The 24761-nt window shown below is 53.5% G+C and carries 28 protein-coding genes; 1 reads left to right on the top strand and 27 read right to left on the bottom strand.

The window, feature by feature from the left end:
- Window positions 1-3: 3 nt before the first annotated feature.
- From MKY58_RS09685 to MKY58_RS09610, 16 genes are all read right to left on the bottom strand, one after another.
- Window positions 4-519, bottom strand: a complete 516-nt coding sequence (locus MKY58_RS09685; protein WP_339324344.1) for a DUF5590 domain-containing protein — start codon at window positions 517-519, stop codon at window positions 4-6.
- Window positions 520-543: 24 nt separating this feature from the next.
- Window positions 544-1857 carry an amidohydrolase gene (locus tag MKY58_RS09680; protein WP_339324343.1) on the bottom strand — a complete coding sequence of 438 codons (1314 nt, stop codon included), beginning with the start codon at window positions 1855-1857 and terminating at the stop codon, window positions 544-546.
- Complete coding sequence (locus MKY58_RS09675) at window positions 1832-2497, bottom strand: redox-sensing transcriptional repressor Rex (protein WP_339324342.1); 666 nt, start codon at window positions 2495-2497, stop codon at window positions 1832-1834. Before MKY58_RS09675 ends, MKY58_RS09680 begins: the two co-directional genes overlap by 26 nt.
- Window positions 2498-2557: 60 nt before the next feature.
- Window positions 2558-5410, bottom strand: a complete 2853-nt coding sequence (gene dinG / locus MKY58_RS09670; protein ID WP_339324341.1) for an ATP-dependent DNA helicase DinG — start codon at window positions 5408-5410, stop codon at window positions 2558-2560.
- A gap of 139 nt (window positions 5411-5549) precedes the next feature.
- Window positions 5550-6182, bottom strand: coding sequence for a tetratricopeptide repeat protein (locus MKY58_RS09665; RefSeq protein ID WP_339324340.1), 633 nt, complete (start codon window positions 6180-6182; stop codon window positions 5550-5552).
- A 117-nt stretch (window positions 6183-6299) separates the two neighbouring features.
- Window positions 6300-6683, bottom strand: a complete 384-nt coding sequence (gene panD / locus MKY58_RS09660; RefSeq protein WP_036710102.1) for an aspartate 1-decarboxylase — start codon at window positions 6681-6683, stop codon at window positions 6300-6302.
- A gap of 3 nt (window positions 6684-6686) precedes the next feature.
- Entirely contained in the window at window positions 6687-7568 is an 882-nt protein-coding gene (panC, locus tag MKY58_RS09655; protein WP_339324339.1) for a pantoate--beta-alanine ligase, read from the bottom strand.
- On the bottom strand, window positions 7565-8437 hold the full coding sequence (gene panB / locus MKY58_RS09650; protein WP_339324338.1) for a 3-methyl-2-oxobutanoate hydroxymethyltransferase: 873 nt from the start codon (window positions 8435-8437) through the stop codon (window positions 7565-7567). The genes panC and panB overlap by 4 nt, the downstream gene beginning before the upstream one ends.
- A gap of 246 nt (window positions 8438-8683) precedes the next feature.
- Entirely contained in the window at window positions 8684-9661 is a 978-nt protein-coding gene (locus MKY58_RS09645) for a biotin--[acetyl-CoA-carboxylase] ligase (protein WP_339324337.1), read from the bottom strand.
- Entirely contained in the window at window positions 9654-10919 is a 1266-nt protein-coding gene (locus MKY58_RS09640; protein ID WP_339324336.1) for a CCA tRNA nucleotidyltransferase, read from the bottom strand. The genes MKY58_RS09645 and MKY58_RS09640 overlap by 8 nt, the downstream gene beginning before the upstream one ends.
- A gap of 34 nt (window positions 10920-10953) precedes the next feature.
- Window positions 10954-12117, bottom strand: a complete 1164-nt coding sequence (bshA, locus tag MKY58_RS09635; protein WP_212946783.1) for an N-acetyl-alpha-D-glucosaminyl L-malate synthase BshA — start codon at window positions 12115-12117, stop codon at window positions 10954-10956.
- 124 nt (window positions 12118-12241) lie between these two features.
- On the bottom strand, window positions 12242-12943 hold the full coding sequence (gene bshB1 / locus MKY58_RS09630) for a bacillithiol biosynthesis deacetylase BshB1 (protein ID WP_339324335.1): 702 nt from the start codon (window positions 12941-12943) through the stop codon (window positions 12242-12244).
- Window positions 12940-13359, bottom strand: a complete 420-nt coding sequence (gene mgsA / locus MKY58_RS09625) for a methylglyoxal synthase (protein WP_036710090.1) — start codon at window positions 13357-13359, stop codon at window positions 12940-12942. The genes bshB1 and mgsA overlap by 4 nt, the downstream gene beginning before the upstream one ends.
- Before the next feature lie 21 nt (window positions 13360-13380).
- On the bottom strand, window positions 13381-14184 hold the full coding sequence (gene dapB, locus MKY58_RS09620) for a 4-hydroxy-tetrahydrodipicolinate reductase (protein ID WP_339324334.1): 804 nt from the start codon (window positions 14182-14184) through the stop codon (window positions 13381-13383).
- A 27-nt stretch (window positions 14185-14211) separates the two neighbouring features.
- A complete protein-coding gene (locus tag MKY58_RS09615) occupies window positions 14212-14748 on the bottom strand; it encodes a tetratricopeptide repeat protein (RefSeq protein ID WP_036710083.1) in 537 nt (178 codons plus the stop codon).
- 56 nt (window positions 14749-14804) lie between these two features.
- On the bottom strand, window positions 14805-15134 hold the full coding sequence (locus MKY58_RS09610) for a nucleotide pyrophosphohydrolase (RefSeq protein ID WP_212946789.1): 330 nt from the start codon (window positions 15132-15134) through the stop codon (window positions 14805-14807).
- Between the two features lie 185 nt (window positions 15135-15319).
- Between MKY58_RS09610 and MKY58_RS09605 the strand changes: the two genes are divergently transcribed.
- On the top strand, window positions 15320-16189 hold the full coding sequence (locus MKY58_RS09605) for a YitT family protein (protein WP_036710076.1): 870 nt from the start codon (window positions 15320-15322) through the stop codon (window positions 16187-16189).
- Between the two features lie 147 nt (window positions 16190-16336).
- Here the strand turns inward: MKY58_RS09605 and MKY58_RS09600 are convergent, their stop codons facing one another.
- From MKY58_RS09600 to MKY58_RS09550, 11 genes are all read right to left on the bottom strand, one after another.
- On the bottom strand, window positions 16337-17209 hold the full coding sequence (locus tag MKY58_RS09600) for a sporulation protein YpjB (protein ID WP_339324333.1): 873 nt from the start codon (window positions 17207-17209) through the stop codon (window positions 16337-16339).
- 53 nt (window positions 17210-17262) lie between these two features.
- Entirely contained in the window at window positions 17263-17895 is a 633-nt protein-coding gene (locus MKY58_RS09595; RefSeq protein WP_036710068.1) for a DUF1405 domain-containing protein, read from the bottom strand.
- Between the two features lie 81 nt (window positions 17896-17976).
- A complete protein-coding gene (locus MKY58_RS09590) occupies window positions 17977-18855 on the bottom strand; it encodes a c-type cytochrome (protein ID WP_339324332.1) in 879 nt (292 codons plus the stop codon).
- A gap of 19 nt (window positions 18856-18874) precedes the next feature.
- Complete coding sequence (locus MKY58_RS09585; protein WP_212946792.1) at window positions 18875-19546, bottom strand: cytochrome b6; 672 nt, start codon at window positions 19544-19546, stop codon at window positions 18875-18877.
- Between the two features lie 15 nt (window positions 19547-19561).
- On the bottom strand, window positions 19562-20104 hold the full coding sequence (locus MKY58_RS09580; RefSeq protein ID WP_212946797.1) for a ubiquinol-cytochrome c reductase iron-sulfur subunit: 543 nt from the start codon (window positions 20102-20104) through the stop codon (window positions 19562-19564).
- Between the two features lie 177 nt (window positions 20105-20281).
- Window positions 20282-20713, bottom strand: a complete 432-nt coding sequence (locus tag MKY58_RS09575; protein WP_036710058.1) for a DUF2487 family protein — start codon at window positions 20711-20713, stop codon at window positions 20282-20284.
- A 207-nt stretch (window positions 20714-20920) separates the two neighbouring features.
- Complete coding sequence (locus MKY58_RS09570) at window positions 20921-21100, bottom strand: IDEAL domain-containing protein (protein ID WP_036710053.1); 180 nt, start codon at window positions 21098-21100, stop codon at window positions 20921-20923.
- A 22-nt stretch (window positions 21101-21122) separates the two neighbouring features.
- Window positions 21123-21629 (bottom strand): gamma carbonic anhydrase family protein, encoded by a 507-nt coding sequence (locus MKY58_RS09565; protein ID WP_339324331.1) that lies wholly within the window; start codon window positions 21627-21629, stop codon window positions 21123-21125.
- Between the two features lie 53 nt (window positions 21630-21682).
- Entirely contained in the window at window positions 21683-22810 is a 1128-nt protein-coding gene (locus MKY58_RS09560) for a hypothetical protein (protein WP_339324330.1), read from the bottom strand.
- A 256-nt stretch (window positions 22811-23066) separates the two neighbouring features.
- On the bottom strand, window positions 23067-23663 hold the full coding sequence (locus tag MKY58_RS09555) for an anti-sigma factor (RefSeq protein WP_339324329.1): 597 nt from the start codon (window positions 23661-23663) through the stop codon (window positions 23067-23069).
- Window positions 23660-24253 (bottom strand): sigma-70 family RNA polymerase sigma factor, encoded by a 594-nt coding sequence (locus MKY58_RS09550; protein WP_036710045.1) that lies wholly within the window; start codon window positions 24251-24253, stop codon window positions 23660-23662. Before MKY58_RS09550 ends, MKY58_RS09555 begins: the two co-directional genes overlap by 4 nt.
- Between the last annotated feature and the right edge of the window lie 508 nt (window positions 24254-24761).

The raw sequence follows: 24761 nt of genomic DNA, 5'->3' as shown, positions 1-24761 counted from the left end.
GGATTACCGGTTAGGCAGCGTAAACGGTCCCCCGATGCTTTGGCCGTCGCTGAACCGGTAGAATTGATAATAATAATGATCCTTGGACCAGTAAAAAAGCTGCCATGCGTATTCGCCGTTGTACATCCCGGGCACGGCCTTCAGCTTTTTGACGTCCGGAATTTCCTTCGTCGCTTTTTCCTTGATCTGATTTTCCGACATGCCGTTTGAGAGCAGCTCTTCATGCACCGCGCCCTCGCCCGATTTCACTTTGCCGTTTTCGTCCATCGTCACCCACACCATGATCGGACGGTTGTCTTTGTCCAACCCTTCGATCGCCCAGCAGATCGTATCCCATACCGATTTTTGGGCTTCGGTCACCTTCACGAGGCTTGTCTCCTGTTTGGCCTTCAGAATGGCCGCCGTCTCTTGCGCGCGGATATCCTGCGTTACGTATATGTAATAACGGTAAAGCCCGAACACGATCAGCAGAAACGCGACGATGCCGAGAAAAATCCATTTCTTTTTGTTCTTTAGCATAAGTTCCCCTATCTTTGGCCGTTCTTACCGCGACAAGAGACCTTCGAACGCGGCTTGGGCTTCCCGGCGGATGCGCTCTTCGTCCATCGTCAGGCACGCGCCATGCTTCACGATCTGCTTGCCGTCCACCCACACATGTTCGACGTCTTTGCCGCTAGCCGAGTAGATCGCGTGGGAAATCAGATCGGTATGCGGAAGAAAATGGGCTTGATCGGTATTTAGTGCGATAAAATCGGCTTTCATGCCCGGCGCAAGGGTACCGACGTCCTGCAGGAAAAGGGATTGCGCTCCGTATACCGTTCCCATTTTCAAGGCCTCGTAAGCCGGAACCGCCGTCGGGTCGCCGGACACCCCTTTGTGGATGAGCGCCGCAAGACGCATTTCCTCGAACATGTCCAAATTGTTGTTGCTGGCCGCGCCGTCGGTGCCGAGCGAGACCGTTACGCCCGCTTTGAGCAGATCCGTCACGCGGGCCACGCCGCTCGCCAGCTTCAGGTTGCTGCCCGGATTGTGAGATACGGCCACGTTGTTGCGCGCCAAAATGCCGATTTCTTCATCGGTCAAGTGAACGGCATGGGCGACCAGGGACGGTCTTGAAAATACGCCGAGCTTCTCCAAATGGGCGACCGGACGCAAGCCGTAATCCCGAACGTTTTGCTCAACCTCGGCAATCGTTTCGGACATATGGGTATGCATCGGCAAATCCAGGTCAAACGCAGCCTGCACGAATTTCTCGATGAAATCCGGAGGACATGTATACGGCGCGTGCGGCGAAATCATCGTCGTGATCCGGCCGTCCGCCTTGCCGTTCCAATCGCGTGCGAACTGGATCGCCTCGTTCAGCTTGTGACGCTGAATGTCCTCGGAGCATAACCCGATGACGCCCCGCATCAGGGACGCGCGGATTCCCGACTCTTCGGTCACCTTGGCGACCTGGTCCATATGGTCATACATGTCCAGGAAGGTCGTCGTCCCGCCCTTGAGCATTTCCAGCACCGACAGCGCCGTTCCCCAATAGACGTCGGAGGAGGTAAACTTGGCTTCCATCGGCCACATTTTCTCCTGCAGCCAAATTTGCAGGGCCAGGTCGTCCCCGTACCCCCGCAGCAGCGACATCGCTGCATGTCCGTGCGTATTGATCAATCCGGGCATAAAAAACAGATGCGTCCCGTCGAATACGGGAACTTCGTTTTCAAGCTCCGGCATTTCTTCCCCTATATAGGCAATGCGGTCGCCTTCGATGACCATGCAGCCCTGGATTACGGGCTTGTCTTTGTCAGGCACGGCAAAGCTGCCGTTCGCAATGATCCATTTATTCTTTGTCTTGTTCTCCGTCATCGGCAGAACCTTCCTTTCCGTTATCCAAATAATATGCCAAGCTCAGCAGGTCGGTCGTAAAGTCCGCCGCATGAATCCGGATGTTGGCCGGCGCCTTCAGAATGGTCGGCGCGAAGTTCAGGATCGCCTCGATCCCGGCGCCAATAAGCTGGTCGGCCACGTTCTGGGCCTCGACGGCGGGCACCGTAATGATGCCGATCCGGATATTCCGGTTTTTGATCGTATCCGTGATCTCTTCCATCGGCTGCACCGTCAGCGTATTGATTTTTTTGCCGATTTTTTTCGGATTTTCGTCAAAGACCGCCACGATTTTAATGTTTTCGCGCAGGTAAAAGTTGTAGTTGGAAAGCGCCTGTCCCAGGTTGCCGGCGCCCACCAGCACCGCGTTGATCTGCTGATCCAGGTTCAGGATGTGGCGGATTTTTTCGATCAGGTACGAAACGTCGTATCCGATCCCTTTCCGGCCGAAATCCCCGAAATACGCAAGATCCTTGCGGATTTGAGCCGGGTTCAGGTCCAGTCGCTGGCCAAGCTCCTGGGAGGAGACCGTCGCTACCTCCCGCTTGTGCAAATCATTCAAATAACGTAAATATACAGGCAATCTGCGGACGACCGCTTCGGAAATTTTCTCCGATTTCATGCATGTTCCCCCTATTTAACAGCTTAATTTCTATCGTTCGATCCTATGAAAAGGGTCGTTTTAACCTTCTTGAAGCCATTCAGATATACGGGGAACCATTTTTTCCGTATTCATATGCTCCATCTTTGGCCCCGGCAAGGAATAGAGAAAATATTTCCCGTAGTAAGACTCGATTACGCGCGTATCGTAAACGATGACGATTCCGCGGTCATTCGCCGTACGAACCAAGCGGCCGAAGCCCTGCTTAAAGCGGATGACCGCCTGCGGCACGGAAAGCTTCATGAACGGATTTTTCTTCTGGCGCTGCAAAAGTTCGGCTTTCGCTTCGTTCAGCGGGTGATTCGGCGGCTGGAACGGAAGCCTTACGATCGCCAGGCAGGTCAACGCTTCGCCGGGGATATCGACTCCCTCCCAGAAGCTGCTCGTACCGAGCAGCACCGAAGCGCTGCTGTCTTGAAACCGGCGAATGAGCTTGGTGCGGCTGCCGCTGTCCACGCCTTGGCCGAGCACGGTAATATCGCTGCCCGCAAGGGCGTTTTTCAGCGGTTCATGCACCTGCCGGAGCATCCGGTACGAGGTGAACAGCACCAGCATTCGGCCATGGGTTGCGATCGCCGCGTCGGCCAGGGACCGCACGAGGGTGTCCACGAACACCGGATCGCCGACGCTTCCTTTTACGCTCGGGAAATCCCGCGGAATGACCAGCAATGCCTGGTCGCGGTATTTGAACGGGGAAGGAAGCTGCACGGATACCAGCCTGCCGCTCTCCTGGTCTTCCTGCAGACCCAGATTATCGATCATGTATTGGAAGGACTTGTCCACCGACAAAGTAGCCGACGTTAATATAACGCTTTTCTTTTTATCGAAAAACAACTCCTTGAGCTGTTTGCTGACGTCCACCGGAACCGCATACAGCTGAAGCGATTTGCTGCGGAAATGGCTGCTTGCCTCCATCCAATAAACGACGGTGGCATCGTCCAGATTCATGAACGTCCGCAGATCGTCCCGTTCGGCAGCCAGGTCCTTGAACAGGCCGCTAAGATCCGTTATCAGGCTGTCCGCGCTGTAATCGTCTTCGTTTTCCTTGTATTCAGCCAGCATTTTTTCGCCGCGGCGGACGATTTCGCTCATTTTCACATGGATCTGGTTCTCCATCGCCTTCAATGTTTCCCATTCCTGCGGCCATTTCGACGGCTGGAGCCTCAGCACATATTGCCCGGATTCTCCCGGCGCGGCGTCATTCCTTTCCGGCATCAGGGCGAACAGGGATTCGCTGAGCTTGTCCCAAGTTTCCTTGACGTCGACCAAATCTTCGCTGATGCGATCGATCGCCGCGATCCAGTCGCCGGCCCGCTCCTGGCCGGACGACTGCAGTTGTTGGCGGAGGGCGATAAGCTGTCCGCTCCGCGCATCTTTGTACAGACGCGTAAGGGTGTGGACGACGCTGAAATATTTCATGTGCAGCCCCAGATGTTTGCCGGCAACATCCTCCAAATGGTGGGCTTCGTCAATGACGAGGCGCTCATAGGACGGCAGCAGCTGATGACCCGCTTTAACGTCTGTGAACAGCTTGGAGTGGTTCGTAATGACGACGTCGGCGATGCCCGCCTCATGTTTCGCGCGGTGATAATAACATTTGCGGAACCACGGGCAGGCTCGGCCCAGGCAGGAATCCGAATCGCTGCTCACCGTTTCCCAGAAGTCGCCGCCCCTTCCCCCGAGATTCAGCTCCTCGTCGTCGCCGTTTTCGGTTTGCGCAAGCCATACGATCATCTGCGCAGCGGTAATCGTATCTTCCTTGGGATTAAAAAAGTCTCTTCTGTTTATTTTATGTTCAAATTTTCTCAAACACAAATAATGTTGTCTTCCCTTAAAGACCGCCGCCTTGAAAGGGAACGGCACAACCTGCGTCAACAAAGGCACGTCGCGCTCCCGCAGCTGCTCCTGAAGGTTGATCGTGTGCGTGCTGATCATCACCTTTTGCTGCTGCTTGACGCTTTGGTAAATGGAAGGAATAAGGTATCCCAGCGATTTGCCGGTACCCGTTCCCGCCTCGATCAACAAATGCTTGTCCTCGTTCAGCGCGTTCATCACCTGATCGAACATGATCGTCTGCGGTTCGCGCTCCTCGTATTGGGGCATAATAGCCTTAAGACGCTTCTGAATTTCGCCCAAATATTCCTTGAACTCCACCCCGGCGAGAGGGTTGTCGTCCGTTTCGTCCCGCGGCGGTTTCATTTCCGTCCAGTCTTCGACGGCTAACGCAAACTGACGGTAAAATGTATGGCTGTTCAGGTCCTGAATCGGCTCCTGTTCCTTTTCCTGGCACAGGCCGTCAAAAAACCATCCCAAATCGCTGTCTTCGTCGGCAAACAGTTCGGTGAGCCGCTGCAGCGTGATGAGAGGCAAATCCCTGAGTTCTGACAGGCATTTCAAAAATACATAAGCCGTCGCCAATGCATCGCTGTCCGCCTGATGGGGCCGGTCATGCTGGATGCCGAAATGCGACGTGACCTGGCCCAATTGGTAGGAAGTCAGGGACGGAAAGCATATTTTAAGAAAATCCAACGTGTCGAGAATGCGCCCGGAAAACGGGAGATATCCGGAGCTGTCCAGCGCGTTTTGCAAAAAATTGAAGTCAAACGCGACGTTATGCCCGACCAGGACGACGTCGTCCAGCATCGGCACAAGCTCCATCAGCATCTCTTCCAGCGGCGGCGCATCCGCCACATCCTCTTCGGTTATACCGGTCAGCCCCGTAATAAACGGCGGGATTTCCACCGTCGGTTTGACGTAGGAACCGTACACGCGGGATATCGTCAAATCTTCTTCTATGATGGCAAGTCCAACTTGAATGATCTCATCGGCGGACTGGTTGCCTGTTGTCTCAAAATCCAGTACGGCAAATTTCATGATCAAAATTAATCCTTTCGTTCCAGTCTCAATTACCAGCATAACAGAAGATTTCACATTTGAAAATTAAAGGGCAGCAAAAAGGCGATGCACAAGGCGCTTCCCGAAGCGCATGATGCATCGGCCTTTTTGCTGCTTTCTACATCATCGATATAAGCTGGCTGCCGTATTGAAGCTGGCCGCGGTTCTGCTGGCACACCTTCAAATTGATCAGCGGATCGGGCAGCGTCGGATCGCACTGCAGCGCAATGGTAAAAAACTCCTGGGCTTTGCTTGTTGCTCCATGCTTCACGGCAATGCATCCCAAAGCATTGTAAATCATCGCTTTCAGCTTTTGGCTGTTGGCGAGCGGCAAAATCCATTGGAAATGTTCTTGGGCCGCTTCCGTTTCGTCCAGGTGCAAATGGGACATGGCCAGATACATCCGGGCCAAAAGGCTGTCGGGATATTGACGGATGACTTGGGCAAACTGCTGCGCGGCTTGGCGGTACATCAACAACCTGAAATACCCCTGCCCGCGCACAAATGCGTTCATTTCCAATTCGGGCGAGCTCTGATCTGAAAACAAGGTGGCAGGCACCTCGACATGCTGGCGGAATTCCCCCATTTTTTCCTCAAAAGATAACCATTCATCAATAATGCCGTCGCTCATCGTCTTCAGCATATTCCATTTTTGGATCAACTGATGTTTCTGGGTTTCCTCCGCCGTCGGGTAATGTTTCATGATTTCATCTAACATGTGGTTCATTTCCGCGAAAACATGCTGGAACATCGCTGCATCCCACCCTTAAACTAAAAATGAAATCAGTGCGGTCACCTGCATTCATTTTTTGTTGAACGGGCTGTTTTCATTCTCCGCGGAGCCTGCCATTCCTTGTCTTCATAAACATTAGATGATGGTTGCGTGCACTTCCTTGCTCATCGTTGTCAGCGGCCGATTGGACTCGTTGACGAACACCACTCTCGGCTTATGGTTTTTGATCTCCTCATCGGACATCATGGCATAGGACATAATAATGACCGTATCCCCCGGTTGCACCAGCCGTGCCGCCGCCCCGTTGAGGCAGATGACGCCGCTCCCGCGCGGACCCGGGATCACGTACGTTTCGAGCCGGGCGCCGTTGTTGTTGTCGACCACCTGGACTTTTTCGTTCTCGAGCAGGTCGGCGGCTTCCATCAAGTCTTCGTCGATCGTAATGCTGCCTACGTAGTTAAGGTTCGCTTCGGTTACGGTGGCGCGGTGTATTTTGGATTTCATCATCGTTCTGAACATGTCTCATTCCCCTTTCGAATGGAGCAGGCAATTGTCGATCAGGCGCGTTCTGCCGAATTTGACGGCCAGCGCCATCAATACGGATTCGTTGCGTTCGATCACCGACTCGCCGTCCGCAAGCGGCGCAAGGGCCGGAAATGCGGCAACTTCGACGTAATCGATGACGGCCAGCGGGGATTCGCTGATTCGGGTGGTCAAAAATCGTTTGACCTCGCCCGCGGTCCGGATTCGGCCGCTTTCGACCGCTTCTCTCGCCTCGCGAAGGGAACGGGAAAGTACCAGCGCTTGCGTCCGTTCTTCCGGGCTGAGGTACACGTTGCGCGAGCTGAGGGCCAGCCCGTCCTCTTCCCGTACAATCGGGCAAGGCACGATCGTCACGTTAAAGTTCAAATCGTAAACCATCTGCTGGATCACGGCCACCTGCTGCGCGTCCTTCATGCCGAAAAACGCGTAATCCGGCTGCACGATATTAAACAGCTTGCCCACCACGGTCGTCACCCCGTCGAAATGTCCGGGGCGGGACGCGCCGCAAAGTCCGGAGGTCACCTCGGATACAGCGATTTTCGTTTTGGTCGGCTGCGGGTACATCGTGTCCACGGTCGGAAGAAATACAAGATCGGCGCCGGCGTGTTCCGCCGCGGCCAAATCCCGCTGTTCGTCGCGAGGGTATGTTTCAAAATCCTCCCCCGGCCCGAACTGGATCGGGTTGACGAATATGCTGACGACGACGATGCCCGTTTTCTCCTTGGCTGCCCGGATCAAGCTGGCATGCCCTTCATGGAGATATCCCATCGTCGGCACCAACCCGACCGTTTCTACATCCTTTGCCGCTTTCAAGCTTCGTATTTCTTCCCTAAGCTCTGCAATCGTTCTGACGGCTTTCATGCGTTGTTCACCTTTTCCCGGCCTCTGCCGTATAGATTGTCGACGACGTGATCGTCTGCCGTAAATACATGGCTCTCATCCGGGAAAGAACGTTCTTTCACTTCTTTGACGTATTGAGCCAGACCCTCGCGGATCATCGTTCCGGCATCCCCGAAGGTTTTTACAAATTTCTTGGCGCGGTACGGGGAAGCATATTGGAAAATATCATGGAAAACAAGCACCTGGCCGTCCACGCCCCGGCCCGCGCCGATGCCGATCGTCGGGATGGACAGCTGCGACGTGATATAAGCCGCAACCTGTTCGGTGACCAGTTCCAGGACGACCCCGAACGCGCCCGCTTTCTCCAGCGCTTTGGCGTCTTCCAGCAAGCGCTGCGCATCCTTTTCGTCTTTCCCTTGAATCCGGTACCCCCCGATTTGATTCACCGACTGGGGCGTAAGGCCGATATGGCCCAAAACGGGAACGCCCGCGGCAACGATCGTTTCGACCGCTGCGCTGATTTCTTTGCCGCCTTCCATTTTAACGGCATGGGCATGGCCTTCCTGCATCAGCCTGCGCACGTTGCGCAGCGTTTCGTCGATGCTCCCGTGATATGTCATAAACGGCAAATCGGCGACGACGAACGTATTGCCCGCCCCCCGGACGACCGAACGCGTATGGTACACCATGTCGTCGATGGTGACCGGGAGCGTCGAATCATACCCGAGCACGACGTTGCCGAGCGAGTCGCCGACCAAAATCATGTCGACGCCCGCTTCTTCGGCGAGGCGCGCCGTCGGGTAATCATAAGCGGTAACCATGCTGAGCGCCGTGCCTTCCTCTTTCATCTTTTTCATTTTAACGATGTTGAGCGGATGTTTCACTGCCATGTTTGCAGCCCCTTCCTTCGGAATAGTGTTGGAAAAACAAAAAAACCTTTTAGCAGATCACTAAAAAGTTCCGAAAGGGCAAAAAAGAGTCACTTGCGATCGTCCCTTCTGTCTCGGTCCCTTCGGCTCAGAGCAGAATCCAACGTATGCATTATGCTGTTGTGATTGCTTGCACATGCAGAGTGCAGTTCGGTCCCTTGCCGATACCGCCTCTACATGTCAGTATATCAAATCCTTCGCAAAATTTCATCGTCTAAGTTCGACATCTCCGGAAAAAACAGGCAATTCCCGCCCGTCCTCCGTCAGGATGACCAACGCGCCGTGAGGGTCCAGCTTCAGTGCCTGGCCCGTTACGGGACCCGATGCGGCCCCCACGGTGACCCGTTTGCCCAAAGTGACGGACAACGCTTCCCACAACGAGGCGATCGGCGCAAATCCTTCCTGCTGGTAAAGCCGGTACAACGTTTCGAATTCTTCCATCGCCGCCGCGATCAATTGCACGCGGTCGACGGGGTGGCCGGCTTCTATTTTTAAAGAGGTTGCGACCGATTTGAGCTCATCCGGATAATCGCCGGGGTCCAGGTTCGCGCTGATGCCGATGCCGGCGATGCAGTAACGGACATATTCGTCCTCCACCGCCGATTCCAAGAGGATCCCGCAGATTTTGCGGCCGTCGACCAGGAGGTCGTTCGGCCATTTCAGCCCGGCCATGACGCCGGTCGTCCGCCGTACCGCCCTGCACACCGCGACGCCCGTCAGCAGCGTCAGCTGAGGCATGTAATGCAGCGGCTGTTTCGGTCTTAGCACCAGGCTCATCCATATGCCTTTGCCTTTGGGAGAAAACCATTTCCGCCCGAGCCTGCCTTTGCCCCCCGTCTGCTCCTCGGCAACGACCAGCGTTCCCTCCGGCGCCCCGGCCTCGGCGAGCGCCTTGGCTTCCTCCTGCGTGGATACCGTCGTTTCAAGCACTTTCAGCTTCTTGCCCGCGGTATTCGTCTTTAACGTTTTCAGCAGCGTCAGCGTGTCGATCCGTTCCGGTTTGTTGACGATCCGGTAGCCCTTGTTCGGGACGGCCTCGAATTCGTACCCGGCTTCCCTCAGCTTGTTGATCTGCTTCCAGACGGCCGTGCGGCTGACGGACAACCTGCGGCTGATTTCCTCGCCGGAAACGAACTCCTGCGGGCTGGCGAGCAGCAAATCAAGCAGCGTTTCTTTTTCACTCATGGGTTGATATCACCTGTTTCGCTTCTTCGATTAATCGGTTATGGTCGTTCGGCAGCTCGCGCGAACTAACGCGTACAAGCAGCCCGTTCAATAGTTCGCCCAACCACGGCCCGCCTTTCCGCCCGGACAACGCAAGCACGTCTTTGCCCGTGACGGCCAACTCGGACATGTGGTATACGGCCATTTCTTCCATCCACGCCCGTCCGTTTTCCAATACGTCCTGCGGATAACACCCAGCGGCTTCCCCCGCCTTCAGCACATCGGCCAGCCTCAGCCAAGATTCGGAGGTTTCCCGCCCGAACCGAAGCACGATCCGGATCCACTCCAGACGGGAAGGGGAAGTACGGTCCATGGCTTCGACGGCTTCTCCGACGTTTAATATCCCGACAATCCGCTCCCGGACCGTATTGGGAAAGGTCCAATCCCGGAGGTACGCATTCGCTTTCTCAGCCGGCACAGCGCAGGCATATAACAGCAGCGCAAATCGGATCACCGATTCTTCGGGAGAAAGATCGTCGATCAGGCGGATGAGCCTTGCCTCGGCCGCATAGGGAAAAGGAACCTTGGCATAAGCCGGCAGCTTGCTGCGGTAAAGCAATCCCAGCCCTCTTGACGGCTTGCTGCCGGCCATCAGCTTCTCCAGCTCCACGCGGAAGCGCTCCATCGCTACGTAGCGGATGTTTTCCCGTTCCTCGAGCAGCCCTTTCCAAGTGCGGTAGGCAATGTTGAATCCGAACACCGAGGCAAACCGGATGCAGCGCACCATGCGCAGCGCATCCTCTTGAAAGCGTCCTTTGGCATCGCCTACGCAGCGGATCATGCGGGCCTCCAGGTCGTTTATGCCGTGAAACGGATCCACGACATTGCCTTCGATATCCCTGGCAATCGCATTTATCGTAAAATCCCGCCGCTTCAAATCTTCCCGCAAATCCCGCACGAACGCGACTTCGGCAGGCCGCCGATGCTTTTCATAAGCTCCTTCAACACGGTATGTGGTCACCTCGAAGGCGCAGTCCCCGCTCAGGACCGTAACGGTTCCATGCTGGATGCCCGTCGGGACGGTCCGTTCAAATACGTCCTGCACTTCCTCTGGCAACGCGGAGGTCGTAATGTCCATGTCGTCGACCGGCCTGCCCATCAGCTCGTCCCTGACGCAGCCGCCGACCCAAAAAGCCTCATGACCATGCTCAAGCAGCTTTGAAATCACTTGTTTGCCCTGCTCCGCCATCGCGGGATCGGCTTGTTTCCATCGTACCAATATCGTTCCTCCCTGCCTCTCGTCCGAAGCCGGATCAGCCGCACACCGAATCGAGCTCCGGAACCTCGCGCCCAAGAACGCGATAATAAATTTTCTCGTACTGCTGGGTAATCAGCCCGTCGCAGAACTGTTCGCATGCCCTTTTGACGCAGGCCTCCTTGAACGTGGCTGCAAGCGCATCGTTGGACAACAGCTGAACGGCGTAATCCGCCATGCGCTTCGTGTCGCCGATCGGCGCCAGAAATCCGGTTTCGCCATGGACGACTAGCTCCGGAATGCCGCCGGCAATCGAACCGATCGTCGGCACGCCGCAAGCCATCGCCTCCAGCGCGACCAAACCGAAGCTTTCCTTTTCCGACGGGAGCAGCAGCACGTCCGCCAGGGAAATCACTTGCGCGATGTCGTCCTGTTTACCTAAGAACAACACTTTTTCCTCGAGGCCGAGCTCCCGGATTTTGCATTGAACCTTCGGCAGGTCCGGACCTTCCCCGACGAGCAGCAGCTTGGAAGGCACTTTCTCCTGGACCTTCGCAAAAATGTCCACGACATCCCCCACCCGTTTAACGGGCCGGAAATTGGAAATATGCATCAATATTTTTTCGTGCGGTTCCGCGTAGTCTCCGCGCAGCGAGCTGATGTCCCGCGGATAATATATCCGTTTGTCGACAAAGTTATAGGTCAGGTCGATGTCCCGGCTGATGTCGAGGACCTCGCGCGTCTCTTGGATCAAATCCCGGGAAACGGCCGTTACCGCATCGCTTTCGTTGATGGCCAGGCGGATCAGGTCCTTAAGCGACTCGTCCTGGGCCAAAACGGTAATGTCCGTGCCATGGAGCGTCGTAACGACTTTCAATTGATCCCCCACCATCTGTTTGGCCAGGAATGCGCAAACGGCATGCGGAACGGCATAATGGACGTGCAAAACGTCCAGCTGCTGCATTTTGGCAACCTGCGCCATTTTCGTCGCCAGCGACATTTCGTACGGCGGATAGCGGAATACGTAATAATCGCTGACCTCCACCTCATGATAAAAAATGTTTTTGTGAAACGTGCCTCCCAGCCGAAACGGTATGCTGTTCGCGATAAAATGGACCTGATGCCCTTTTTCGGCCAAAAGCTTCCCGAGTTCGGTGGCAACGACCCCGGAACCGCCAAGGGAAGGGTAACACGTGATTCCTATTTTTAATGGTTGACTCAATTCTGCCTGCCTCCCTTATGAAGAGAAGTATATGAACCCGTATGTTCCTAAAGCGTGAAATAGTCAGAACTGACCCCCCGCAACATGGCTGAAGATCAGTCCTGACTTTGATTGAAAGGCATCTCTACATGAATTTGTCCACGAGGAACGGCGACCGCGCCGCGAAACCTTCCGCATACGGAATAAGCCTGCGCTGGCCGGTCAGCTTGTCCCGGGAACGGACGCGTTCGATATAACCTTGATTGAGCGGGGTCGAAACGGCATCCTCTTCGCCAAGCCCGCTCTCGAACTGCGAACGGTAGCATAGAAGCGCTTGTTCTTTTCTCTCCTGCTCGGCGGTAATGTCCACCATGACGTCCGTCCGGCCCATATCATTTATAAAGTAAAAATACAGCTGATCCACCTGCACGGCAGGCATCTCGGGCATATAGCGGCGGAGTTTCGCGTTAAAAACCGCCTCCTCAACCAGCCGGCTGCAAGCGACGTGATCCGGATGCCGGTCTTCCCAATAAGGCGCGAACACGATCCGGGGAGCGTAACGTCGTATTTCCTCGGTAATCCGGCGCACGTGCTCCGGAGTGGCGAACAACCCCCGATCCGGCAATCCGAGGTTGCTCCGCATCGCCAGCCCAAGCACGCCTGCTGCCGCTTCGGCTTCCTGCCGGCGCCCCTCCACGGTGCCGTTGGAAGACATCTCGGCATAAGTCAAGTCGCAGATGCCCACGCGGTAACCGGCGTCCACATGCTTGATGATCGTGCCGCCCATGCCGATTTCAGCGTCGTCCGCATGAGCGCCGAAGACCAGAATGTCCAGCCTGTCGCTCATTCCTCAACACCCGGCTTGTATTTATGTACCAGCTCGCGCCATGCGAAATCGCCGCGGTCCAGTGCTTTCACCAAAATTTCCGCCGTCGCGATATTCGTTCCGAGCGGAATGCCCTGCACGTCGCAAAGGCGCAGCAAAGCATTGATATCCGGTTCATGCGGCTGAGCCATCAGCGGATCGCGAAGGAAAATGATCAAATCCATTTCGTTTTGGGCGACAAGCGCCCCGATCTGCTGGTCGCCGCCGAGCGGCCCCGACATAAAACGGTGGATTTTCAGATTGGTGTTCTCCATGATCCGTTTGCCGGTCGTCCCGGTGGAGTACAGCTCATGTCCTTCAAATACATTTTCATAGGCCGTCACAAAATTGACCATTTCGTCCTTTTTGCGGTCGTGTGCGATAAATGCGATTTTCATCCTGTCCCACTCCTTCGGAAGCTACTCTATAAAATGATCAAATCCGTAAACCATGCCGGTATAACCCATAACCTTTTCGATCGCCATTTTCACCCCAGGCATATAACCTGCCCGTTCATAGGAATCATGACGGATTTTCAGGGTTTGGCCGAAGCCCCCGAAAATCACTTCCTGCTGCGCGAACACGCCCGGCAGCCGGACGCTGTGGATCCGGAAGCCGTTATAATAACCGCCGCGGGCTCCGTCAATCGTCTCTTCCTCTTTCGGATTTCCCTGGCGGATTTCTTCGCGGTTCTGGGCGATCAATTCGGCCGTTTTCACTGCGGTCCCGGACGGAGCGTCCAATTTCTGGTCCCCGTGGTACTCGATAATTTCCAGATGCGGGAAGTATTTCGCCGCTTGCGCGGCGAATTTCATCATCAAAAGGGCGCCTACCGAAAAGTTCGGCGCGATCAAGCCGCCGATGCCTTTGCTCTGGCACTGCTTGTCCAACTCTTCGATTTGCTCCGGGGTGAACCCGGTTGTCCCGATGACCGGACGAACGCCGTGAGCAACCGCAAGTGCCGTATTGGCATAAGCAAATTGCGGTGTCGTGAAATCAACGAGGACATCCGGCTTCGTTTCTACCAACGCTAACTCCAGATCGTTTGTCACTTGGACCCCGCAGGCCGGCAGACCGACCAGGGTTCCGGCATCGGTGCCTTGCTGGGAGCGGTTGACCGCTGCCGCCAGCTCCAAATCCGGATCCTCAAGAACCAGCTTGACGACCTCTTTTCCCATTCTTCCGGCAGCCCCGGCGACTGCAACTTTGATTCGATTTGACATGCGCTTTTCCCCCCGCTTTTTTCTTTGCTACGTAGTGGAATCGTGCAAATAGGTGCTCAATCGGCTTTTGAACTGGTCAAGCATGCTTTGCAGTCCGTCATCCTGCGGCTGCAGAGCCATGGCTTCTTTTAATGAAGCGATCGCAAGCGCATGCTCGTTAAGCTGGCTGTAAGCCACGGCAAGCCAAATGTACGCCTCCGCGTAGAGCGGGTCAAGGCGTACGGCTTCCTTCAGCACGGACACCGTTTGATACAGTTCGCTGGCGGGTGCCATATCGCCTGAGTCGAGCACCTTTTTGGCATCCTGCACGATTCGCATCGATTGCAGATGCTGAAGATTGAGGGCGTATTCCGCTTTATCCGGTTCCAGCTCGCAGGCCTTTTGTGCATGTTCGAGCGCTTTGTCGATTTTTCCGCTTCGCGCATAGGTCACAGAGCACCGGTAACGAATTTCAGCGGACGCCGGATTCTCCGCAGCAGCTGCCTCAAACCACTGAAGAGCCCCTTCGAAATCATTTTGCAAAATGCACTGGTAAGCATTTCGAACGAATTGTTCGGATTTCATCCTGCCGTACTCCCCCCTGTTATTACAGGCTATTGTACAGCATATGTATGACGGGCTTATTCGGTGTCCTTTTTCGTCCAACGGTTTGCGTCCCGCGTATTAAATTTATGCATGACCTTGTCATGCGCCTCCGTCAGGTCAATGCCGAGAGAGTTGGCGAAACAGATCGTGATGAACAAAATGTCGCCAAGCTCAAGCTCGATGGAGTTTTCCTCCTCCGTGGCTTTTTTCGGTTTTTCCCCGAAGCGGTGGTTTACCTCGCGAGCCAGTTCGCCCACCTCTTCCGACATCCGCGCCAGCATGGACAAAGGACTGAAATATCCTTCTTTGAACTGGGAGATATACCGGTCGACTTCCTTTTGCATTTCAGCCAGTGTCTTTTCCATTTCGGATGGACCATCCCCCTTAAATCTGCATTTTTCACCCCGATTAGACAAGGTATCAGTTTACTCCATATGTTATCGCAAAGCCGAAATGAACACAAATCTTTTTTAAATCGCCTGGAAAAAGGTATACTATGGTTGGAGCGAAGAGCTTGTTCTTCCTACTTTTGGTTAATGCGAGGGGTTTCATGACATTATCGAAATGGTTGTCTCCCATGAAAATGGTCCTGCCGATCATCCTCGGGACCGCCGTGTATGCTTTTGGGCTGCTGTATTTCATCATTCCGAACCAGCTGATGGAAGGCGGGGTTACGGGCGTCACCGTCCTGCTCAATTACGCCTTCGCCGTACCGCCCGCGCTTTCGACGCTGGTGCTGAACATTCCGCTGTTCCTGATCGGACTCAAAGTGTTGGGCGGCAGGCAAATGATCTATACCGGCGTCGGCATCGCCGCGCTCACGTTCTTTTTATGGGTGTTCGAAAAAATGATAGGCTGGGGTTGGATCACCCCGTTCCAAACCGAACGGGACTACATTCTCGCTTCCCTGTACGCCGGCGTCACGTTAGGCGCGGGGCTCGGCATCGTGTTCCGGTTCGGCGGGACGACGGGCGGCTCGGACATCGTGGCCCGGATCTGCAACCGCAAGTTCGGCTGGAGCATGGGCCAGGTCATTTTAGGAATCGATATCATCATTATCGGCGCTTCCCTTTTCTTTATCCCCAGAGAACGAATATTATACACGCTTGTCGCCGTGTTCATATCGTCCAAGGTGATCGATTTCATTCAAGAAGGGGCATATGCCGCCAAAGCCTTTACCATCATCAGCGACCATGCGCCGGAAATCGCCGACAAAATCACGGCCGAAATGGAGCGCGGGGTAACGCTGATTCCGGCCATCGGGGCTTATTCGAAACAGGCGAAGCATATGGCCTATTGCGTAGTCGCAAGACACGAAATCCGGAGGCTGAACGGAATCGTCAAATCGATCGACCCCCGCGCGTTTGTCATTATCAATGACGTCCATGACGTGCTTGGCGAAGGCTTCAAAGAGACCTGACGAATTGGCGCCGGCAAGCCCGGCGACTCATCGGCTGTAAGCGTAATAGCACCAAAAGCCTGCTGCTTCCGCTTGCGTTTGGTTGCATGCCCTCCAAAACAAAAAAAGCTCCTGTCGAACTTGCTGTTCAGGGAGCTTTTTGAAGCATTACGTCCTTGGCGTCACCTTTTTAAAGCTGTTTTTTTCGCCTTTGTATTTTCGGTATGCGGTATAAGCGAGAATGGCGGCAATAAAAGCCCCTCCCCAAAACATCCACGGCCACGAACCATCGACTTGATCAAGCGGCGCCAACGCCGGATGGTCTTTTTTCTTGCCGAACAGCCCGTTGAACATTTCCTCGCCCTGCCCGATCATGCTTTCGATTTCGGCGGGTTTGGGCTGGACGGCATTCACCAAACCTCCCATGTACGAAATCCAGGAATCCACCATCGCCACGTCCGAGGGCGTACGCTGGATGGTGACCGCCGGACGGATCAGCTCGTAATGCTCCTGAAGACGGTCGTATGCCTGTTTGGCGGCCAATACGTCGCCTTTGCCCAATCCTGCCCTCATCTGGCTCAGTTCCTCGCGGATCACCTTGTAATATTGCATCCATATCGGCTGTTTGGGGTTGTTCAGACTGTCGGCCGCCATTCTAAGCTTGGCCGATGCCGTAAGCCATTGCTTCTTGTCGAGGTGGACCCGCGCCACCGCTTCTTTCATTTCGATGATGCTTTCGGACAGGGCATGAATCCCCTCCACGCTGGTCAGCTTTTGAAAAGAAGAGGACTCGAAGATCGCGTTCACCTCCTGCAATTCCCTGCCGACCTGGTTAATGTCGCCTTGAAGGACATGGTTGTACATTTGCTCCGTCACCTGGCTTAAGCGAGCCGCCTGCCGGGCAGCGTCCTCCGGCTTTGCGGGAGCCTGGTCGTCAGCCGAGCGGCCATGCGCGATAACCGGCTGCAATGACAGCACAACGGCCAGGAGCCATAGGATGAACCAACGGGTTTTGGGCTTTAACGGTATGCTCCGCAGCATAGGACATCCCTCCTACCGTAAATGTATGGCAGAAGGGATGCGGGTAGAACAAGCTATGTAGAATTGCGTTTGCCAAGACGGAGCACGAGCCAGGCGAGCAAAACGCTGAACAGCGTAAGCCCGAGCGTAAAGCTCTGAACTCCTTGCAGATCGTCCTCCAAGACTCGGGGAAGCCACGGGTAGACGCCAAACGTATAATCCACGATATCGTTAAGAAACGTCCAGGCTGCGGCCGGAATAAGCATGATCGCGCCAAAACGAAAAAACCGCACGAACAGCAGCGCTTCGATGGCCATGATCAAATGGGATGCAACCAGCATCCAATCCTGCCACACCAACTGATCCCCTTGGGCAGCCCCGGCAAAAATGATGCTCACCGCCCATACCCCGTATTTGACGGAGGTCACAACGGCCAGCGATTCCATCAAAAGCCTGAAACCTGCGAAAAAGGACGACTTCGGCGGATACAAAAGAAACAACACGCTGATCGTAAAAAAGAGGCTTGCCGTCGGGCTGTCAGGGACAAAAATAACCTGCCATAACGCGTTGTGGGCCAACGTAAATTCGATCTGGTCTCCATACCATATGTACCCGTATACGGTTCCGATCAAATTGCACCAAAACAGCAGCCATAAAATCACCCGGTTGGTTAAAAAAGCGCGGCTCCAAAAAAACGAAACAGACAACTGGCGGTCCTCCTTTCGCCGTTTTTTTCCAAAAAAACCTGACCGCTTTCACGATCAGGTTTTTGGATCACATATTTCGGCTTATTTTGCTTCAGCCTTTTGTTTGGAGAGCCAATCCGCCAAATTGTCAATGTCTTTGTCCGTCAGGCCTGCCGCGATTGCACTGTCGTACATCGCCGGCATTTTGCCTTCGAAACCTTCTTTGATGATTTTGAGGATGGCTGCTTTATCATGTTTGTCGCCGACGCCACGCAGCGATGGTCCGCTGGCACCCTTCAAATCGGCAGCGTGGCAAGAAATGCAGCCCGCTTTTTTGAAGGATTCCATCGCCGGGTTTTCTTTATCGACGATCGCAATTTCTTGTTGTTGATTGCCGCTTGTCGTTGGAAGGCCTTTGGCTCTGTTTTCTGCCGCTTTTTCTTCGCGCTGGATGTTTTCAGGGACTTGGCCCGTTTCAGCCAGCTCGGCTTTGTAATGAGTCCAGGCGCTGTTCGTCAGGTATACGCACGCAATCAAAGAAAGAATCATAAGCGACGAAGCGATCGGTCTGCGATAGAAGCGGCGCTCTTTGCCCGTATCAAGGAACGGAGCAAGCAGCAGCGAACCGAAGGCAACGCCCGTCACGCCAATCGTTCCGAGCACGATGTAATCGCCGGATGCGTATGGCATCTTCAAGTACTGATACAGGAACAAGAAGTACCAGTCCGGCATCGGAATGATCGAAGCGCTTGGATTCGCCGGGAACCACAGCGGAGCAGGCTCTGCGATGGTAAGTACCAAGAATCCGACAAGCACGACAACGCCGACCATCCATTCTTTCAGCAGAAAGTTAGGGATGAACGCTTCCGATTTGCCCGGATACGCGGTGTAGTCCGGAGGAGTGACGAACCCTGCGCCCTTTTTAACGCGGGAGTCTCCTACGTACACAACTTTTTCTTTCGAATTTTTCCCGTGTGCCATCGATATTCCTCCCTTCTTATTATAGTGGACCGGAAATGCCCTGTCTGCGGATCATGATGAAGTGTCCCACCATCAGTACGAGCAATACGGCCGGGAGGAAGAATACATGCAGCGCGAAGAACCGTGTCAGCGTTTCCGCGCCTACGATGGTACCGCCCTGCAGGAATTCCTTGATGATTGGCCCGAGCCAAGGAACGGAATTCGCGATTTCGAGCGTAACCTTCGTAGCGAAGTAAGCTTTGTTATCCCAAGGAAGCAGGTAACCGGTAAGGCCCAGACCCAGCATAACAAAGAACAGAAGCATACCAACGACCCAGTTCATTTCACGTGGCGCTTTGTAAGAACCCGTGAAGAACACGCGCATAGTATGTAAGAACATCATGACGATAACAAGGCTCGCGCCCCAGTGGTGCATACCGCGCACGATTTGGCCGAACGCCACCTGCGTTTGCAGGTACTCGACGCTGTTGTACGCGTTAATGATGTCCGGTACATAATACATGGTCAGGAACATCCCTGACAGGATTTGAATGACCGTGATAAAAAACGTCAATCCGCCAAAGCAGTATACGAATGCGGAGAAATGATGCGCCGGGTTAACATGCTCAGGCACTTCGTGGTCAGCAACGTCTCTCCAAATCGGCGTGACATCAAGACGTTCATCAATCCAGTTGTAGACACTCTTAAACATCCGAATCTACGCCTCCTATTTCACTTCAGTATTTGGCTCTACTTGCCCCAAATACACCCAACCGTCCTGCAATTTCAGTTTATACGTATCGAGTGGTTTAGGCGCTACAGCCAAGTTCTTGCCGAGTTTGTTGTAACGTGCGCCATGGCATGGGCAGTGATACTCGTCAGGGAAATTTTTGTCATTGTTCCAGCCGACCGTGCACCCCAGGTGCTTACAGATCGGGGACAGCGCATAGATTTTCCCTTGCTCATCCTTACGGATCCAGGCCGTCAATGTAGCCTTGCTCGCGTACCATCCATCCTGCTGTTGGAGTTCAAAAGAGAATTCCTGAGGCTCGTCCGTAATTTTGCTTTCTTCCACGACCTTAATGAATTCGCCTTCACCTTTTTTATGCAGAATCGGATCAACTGCAAACCGCACCATCGGGAGCACTGGGCCCATTGCCATAAATGCGGTTGCACCACCTAAAGTATAAGCAAGAAATTGTCGACGGGACATTTCTTTACGCCCGGGTGGTTTCTCAGATGGTTCATGGTGGTCATTTTGGTTGCTCATAATGTCTTCAACCCCCTTTGTCAACCAATTCTTTAAGTGCTTTCAATGATTATCATCACACGACTTACTAGGACATAATAATAATATATTAGCCTTATAAGACCGTCAAGAATAACCAGATCTTTTTATTCTACAGTTGAAGAATTAACCAATTAAATTGTTGAATTTCTGTCACAATTACATTTCGGTTCCGGAATTCCATAATTTATGAATTTCTCCCTGCACGATACCGGCCAATTCTTTCCCGCTCTCGGCTTCTATCGCTGGTCGCGCCAAGATCAAATCGGCTTCCGGCAGATCGCTTGCCGGGAGGCTGCAGTCCGCTGACATGATGACGACATGTTTGAAGCCCGCCTGTTTCACGTTGCGGCACACTTCGTTCAAAAGCGACATTTCCCGCTGCAGTCCGTATTGGAATGCAGGATATGTAATCATTCTTCCCTTAAACGGAATTTCGACCAGGTCCATGAAATCCCTTAGACGTTCAAGGGCTGCCGTGGCTTCGACCGGGCTTTCGTTCCCGGTCAATCCCGTATAGGGAATGAGACAAGTGTCAAAATAGGGCTGCAGTTCCCCCCAAGACGACTCGTCCACTTCGCTGAATTTCATTCGTTTCACCCTTCCCTCATTTTTCTCCATTATATTTCATATTATGCCTCGGCTGAAGAAAAAAAGAAACGCCGGTCTCTCCGCTCGGGTAAACGTCCCGCGTTCCCGAACGGAAAGCTGCCTGCATTTCTTTTTGTGACGGGCTTTTAGGGTGGAACCAACTTGCCTTCCACGCCGGTCGCATAGATCGAATATCATGCGCTCGGTTTAATTCAACAACCTCAGTTCATCCGTTAGATTACGGAAAGCCGATTCGTCTCCGGTAGCCAGCGCCCGATCGATTTCGCGATAGAGCTCCTCGCTCCGATGTTTGCGCAACGCTTCGTCCCATACCATTTCAGCAGCAAGCCCCAACATGACTTCATACGTAGCTTTCATTTTATCCATAGGATGCACCTCCAAACATTGTTTAGAACATCCTATACTCTTTCCCCTTCTCCACATAGTTTTGAGTCGTGCGGTACATTCGCTGCAAATCCGCTTCCGTCAATTCGCGGACCACTCTTGCTGGAGAACCGAGGGATAGCGTATAGGGTGGGATTTTTTTGTTTTCAGTAACGAGACTGCCTGCACCTATTAAAGCATATTCTCCAATTTCGGCACCGTTCAGTACAATGGCCCCCATGCCGATTAATGTACCTTTACCTATCGTACATCCGTGAATGATGGCGGAATGTCCAACGGATACGTCGTCAGCGACGATGAGCGGCTCACCCGTATTCACATGTCCGACGGTTCCGTCTTGAATGTTGCATCGCTCACCGATCACGATCGGCGCCATGTCGCCTCTGAGAACGGCATTGAACCATACGCTCGAGTCCGCTCCGATTCTAACGTCCCCGATGATTTTGGCACCTTCGGCCACGTAAACGGAAGGCTGCAGCTTCGGCATATGCTGACCGTAACGCAATAACATTTCTCATCACTCCTAACTTTGGGAGTGATTTTAACAACTTTTACAAGCTTTTGTCAATGGACGAAAGAAGCATTCCCTCCGCCTAAAACGAAGCTTTTCCCCGCAAGTTTCAGTCCCCAAGCGGTCATCTGGACCACGGCTCCTTGCTCTTGGCTTTCTCCGATCCGCAGCAGTCCCAAATGAAGCATCATCTTCAAAATCCGCTCATTGAGAATCGATTCCGCGGTGTCGTAGTAATAAGGTTTGATCAACCAGCCGATCGCCTGATGCAGCGATGAGACGGTCACCCATTCCTTGGCGCATTCGCTTGTCCAGTAAACCAGGGAAGTCAGGTTGGGGATCGCTTGTTTATATAGCCTTAACCAGAAACGGAAAATTTGCACCATGCTTTCTTTCATTCCGCCGTCTATCATTTCCGTTCCCTTCGGGGTTAAGCGCAAGCGCCCTCCCTCTTCGGCAATGTACTCCTGATAGAATGCAAAATCGTACAGCAAAGCAAACCGGCTCGGGTAAGAGGTGAATGATCTTCCGTATCCGAAACGCCACCCGCCTTTCGTGACCAAAGGTTCGCTTACGTGAAGCATGTCCATGACCTGCTGCTGCTGGCGGCGATACATGGCCGCTTCCTGGTTAAGCTCGATTTCCTGATCGCGGACATACCGCAAAAATAACAGCAGATCCTCCGCATACAAGTTTTGTTCCTCACGGTAGGCCCCGGGTTCTCCGGACCGCCTGACCCGGTTGCGAAGCATGGCGCCGAGTTCCTGCCTGAACCTTTCCTTTAAATCGTTCGGCATCTGAAACAGGAATCTCGTGCTTTGGGTCGTGCCGTTGAACAGCCACCCGCTTCGCTTATACCTGGCGATGGCTTCGCGCGGACTTTCCGCCTTCTGCTGCTTGTCCGAAGGATCGGCATCAAAAGCGGTTTGCCCGATGATGGCCAGCAGTTCTTCCAGGCTGTAGGAGCCGCGGCCGTCAAACAAAAGGGTGTTGAGAAAACGCAAATCTTTTGCCGAACTGCTGCTGACCTGCTGCTCGATAAATTCCCTACGGTTTAGCATAACCAAAATGCTCTGGATCAGTTCATGTTTGGAATTCCGCTTGCACTCGCATTCGTAATGCTCCGCAATGGTCGTCAGCTGGCCGATGTCGGCATATGTCAGCATATCCGCTAAATTCATCTCTGATCGCCTCGCCGTTTTACTACCATTATGGGAATTATTACAATTTTTATTCGGCAAAAACAAAAAAATAACCCGAACGAAAGTCCAAGTTATTCTTTGGCATGAAGAAAAACGAGCGGTATAAATGTTATAAGCGGAAAAGCGGGAAAATCCGTTCGGCGCTCGCGCCGTCCGCCAATGCCTCGCTGCTGCTTCAGGGCTGCGAAAAGGCATATTCCGGATTTCGCGCGGCCTTCTCGCGCATCCAAACGCTTTATTTGCGCATTTGGCTCAGCCGCCGCAGCGACAGCAGGGCCATCGCAACGCCCAGCAACGATAAAATCATCCAATATTGCGGATGCGTCGGTCCCATGCTGACGACAAACGGTTCGATGATCCCGCTGTTCGTTGCCGGAATATTGTAGCTGAAACGGCTTAATTCCGCGCTGCCGGCAATCCCCGTCGGCAATATGCCCGTCGCGGCGTCGGCGGTTTCCTTCGGATGCGGCTTATCCATAAGCAGGAAATAAAGCGCGCTGCACAGGAACACCATCACGAAGCCGGTAATCCATAACGACAACCGTTTCCTCGTCGCCGCAGGCACGTCAAACGGCTTGCCCTTGTCCGGAATGAGCCACGGGGATTCCCGGTAAATCCGGTCCATAACGTTCCGGTTGATCTCCTCCGCTTTTTCTTCGGAGGCTTCCTCTTGCAATTCCAAAATGTAGCTGTGGCTTTCCATCCACAAATCGAATTCCGCCGCGCAATCGCTGCAGGTCGTCATGTGCATTTCCAGCTGCCGCCATCTGGGATCATTTTCATTCAAATCCGATATCAGCCCGAATAATTCTTGAGCCTCATCGCAAGTCATCTGCTTTTCATCCCTTCGTATTGTTCATAGTTTTGCTCATAAAAATACGGTTCCAGCTGTACCTTCACGCTGGATCGGGCTCTGAACAGCAAGGATTTGACCGAACTGACGCTTTGTCCTAATATATCGGCGATCTCCTGATAGTCGAGCTGGTCATATTCCCGAAGGATCAAGGCAGACCGCTGTTTCTCCGGCAAATTGTTGATGGCCTCGCGCACAAGCTCCACCTTCTCATTCCGCAAAACGGCTTGTTCCGGAGCAATCTCCGCCGGCGCAACGGGCGTCACCCCGCTTTCCTCGATCGGAACATGGGCGCCCTTTTGTTTTCTCAGCTCGCTGAGCACGGTGTTCCGTGCGATCGTATACAACCAGGTCGAAAAGGATGCATCCACTTCCCGGAAGGAATGCAGGCTGCGAAATGCCTTATAGAATGTCTCGGAGCATAAGTCCTCGGCCATGAGCTCCATGTGGGAGCTTCGAAGCATATGGTAAACAAAAGCCAAAATTTTCCGTTGATAACGGCGCATTAATTCGGAGAAGAGCTCGACGTTGCCCTTCTTGATTTCCCTAATCATTTGGGAATCCGTCATTTTTATGTAACCTCCTCGCCCGTACAAAACCTCCCCGTTCGATTCAGTCGTATATAAGTACCGAACAGGATCCGAAAAGTTGCGGTCGATATTTGTTGTCGGCGGTCCATGACACGCAAACACTATGTATTGGCAAATTCCCCAACGATTCTACAAAACTATCACTATCATTGTAGCACATTCAAGTATAACCGTCAGGAAAGCCGCGCGCAAATTGTCCGTTTCCCCCGCCGAAACCGGAATTCTGCCGAATAAAAAATGATTCCAATATATCAATAGACGGAACAACCTCGCAAAATGTTACTAGAACATACATATTTTTTTCGGAAACAGCTTTCGGCCAAAAAAGCAAACCACGTTTAACCTCGCCGCGACCGAACCGATCAAAAATCCTACACCCGCTCACGATATGTAAAACGCTTTGGACAATCATCGGGTTAGCAGAAAAACAAAAAAAAGACCGCGAATCATTCGCGGTCCGTTGTTCACTCCGGAACAACCATTTATT

It is taken from the genome of Paenibacillus sp. FSL W8-0194, from assembly GCF_037969745.1.
GTDB lineage: Bacteria > Bacillota > Bacilli > Paenibacillales > Paenibacillaceae > Paenibacillus_AQ > Paenibacillus_AQ cookii.
Note: the sequence above shows the minus strand (reverse complement) of the source record. Positions and strands in the feature narration are given on the sequence as shown.

Coding starts and splice junctions, on each gene's coding strand:
- MKY58_RS09600 (WP_339324333.1), bottom strand. CDS start 17,209: ATGCTGCGGAGCATACCGTTAAAGCCCAAAACCCGTTGGTTCATCCTA.
- MKY58_RS09580 (WP_212946797.1), bottom strand. CDS start 20,104: ATGAGCAACCAAAATGACCACCATGAACCATCTGAGAAACCACCCGGG.
- dinG (WP_339324341.1), bottom strand. CDS start 5,410: ATGAAATTTGCCGTACTGGATTTTGAGACAACAGGCAACCAGTCCGCC.
- MKY58_RS09575 (WP_036710058.1), bottom strand. CDS start 20,713: ATGAAATTCAGCGAAGTGGACGAGTCGTCTTGGGGGGAACTGCAGCCC.
- MKY58_RS09590 (WP_339324332.1), bottom strand. CDS start 18,855: ATGGCACACGGGAAAAATTCGAAAGAAAAAGTTGTGTACGTAGGAGAC.
- mgsA (WP_036710090.1), bottom strand. CDS start 13,359: ATGAAAATCGCATTTATCGCACACGACCGCAAAAAGGACGAAATGGTC.
- dapB (WP_339324334.1), bottom strand. CDS start 14,184: ATGTCAAATCGAATCAAAGTTGCAGTCGCCGGGGCTGCCGGAAGAATG.
- panB (WP_339324338.1), bottom strand. CDS start 8,437: ATGGCAGTGAAACATCCGCTCAACATCGTTAAAATGAAAAAGATGAAA.
- MKY58_RS09615 (WP_036710083.1), bottom strand. CDS start 14,748: ATGAAATCCGAACAATTCGTTCGAAATGCTTACCAGTGCATTTTGCAA.
- MKY58_RS09605 (WP_036710076.1), top strand. CDS start 15,320: ATGACATTATCGAAATGGTTGTCTCCCATGAAAATGGTCCTGCCGATC.
- MKY58_RS09665 (WP_339324340.1), bottom strand. CDS start 6,182: ATGTTCCAGCATGTTTTCGCGGAAATGAACCACATGTTAGATGAAATC.
- MKY58_RS09565 (WP_339324331.1), bottom strand. CDS start 21,629: ATGTTATTGCGTTACGGTCAGCATATGCCGAAGCTGCAGCCTTCCGTT.
- MKY58_RS09680 (WP_339324343.1), bottom strand. CDS start 1,857: ATGACGGAGAACAAGACAAAGAATAAATGGATCATTGCGAACGGCAGC.
- MKY58_RS09550 (WP_036710045.1), bottom strand. CDS start 24,253: ATGACGGATTCCCAAATGATTAGGGAAATCAAGAAGGGCAACGTCGAG.
- MKY58_RS09585 (WP_212946792.1), bottom strand. CDS start 19,546: ATGTTTAAGAGTGTCTACAACTGGATTGATGAACGTCTTGATGTCACG.
- MKY58_RS09560 (WP_339324330.1), bottom strand. CDS start 22,810: ATGAATTTAGCGGATATGCTGACATATGCCGACATCGGCCAGCTGACG.
- bshB1 (WP_339324335.1), bottom strand. CDS start 12,943: ATGAGCGACAGGCTGGACATTCTGGTCTTCGGCGCTCATGCGGACGAC.
- MKY58_RS09645 (WP_339324337.1), bottom strand. CDS start 9,661: ATGAGTGAAAAAGAAACGCTGCTTGATTTGCTGCTCGCCAGCCCGCAG.
- MKY58_RS09555 (WP_339324329.1), bottom strand. CDS start 23,663: ATGACTTGCGATGAGGCTCAAGAATTATTCGGGCTGATATCGGATTTG.
- MKY58_RS09570 (WP_036710053.1), bottom strand. CDS start 21,100: ATGGATAAAATGAAAGCTACGTATGAAGTCATGTTGGGGCTTGCTGCT.
- panC (WP_339324339.1), bottom strand. CDS start 7,568: ATGAAAGCCGTCAGAACGATTGCAGAGCTTAGGGAAGAAATACGAAGC.
- MKY58_RS09685 (WP_339324344.1), bottom strand. CDS start 519: ATGCTAAAGAACAAAAAGAAATGGATTTTTCTCGGCATCGTCGCGTTT.
- MKY58_RS09610 (WP_212946789.1), bottom strand. CDS start 15,134: ATGGAAAAGACACTGGCTGAAATGCAAAAGGAAGTCGACCGGTATATC.
- panD (WP_036710102.1), bottom strand. CDS start 6,683: ATGTTCAGAACGATGATGAAATCCAAAATACACCGCGCCACCGTAACC.
- MKY58_RS09675 (WP_339324342.1), bottom strand. CDS start 2,497: ATGAAATCGGAGAAAATTTCCGAAGCGGTCGTCCGCAGATTGCCTGTA.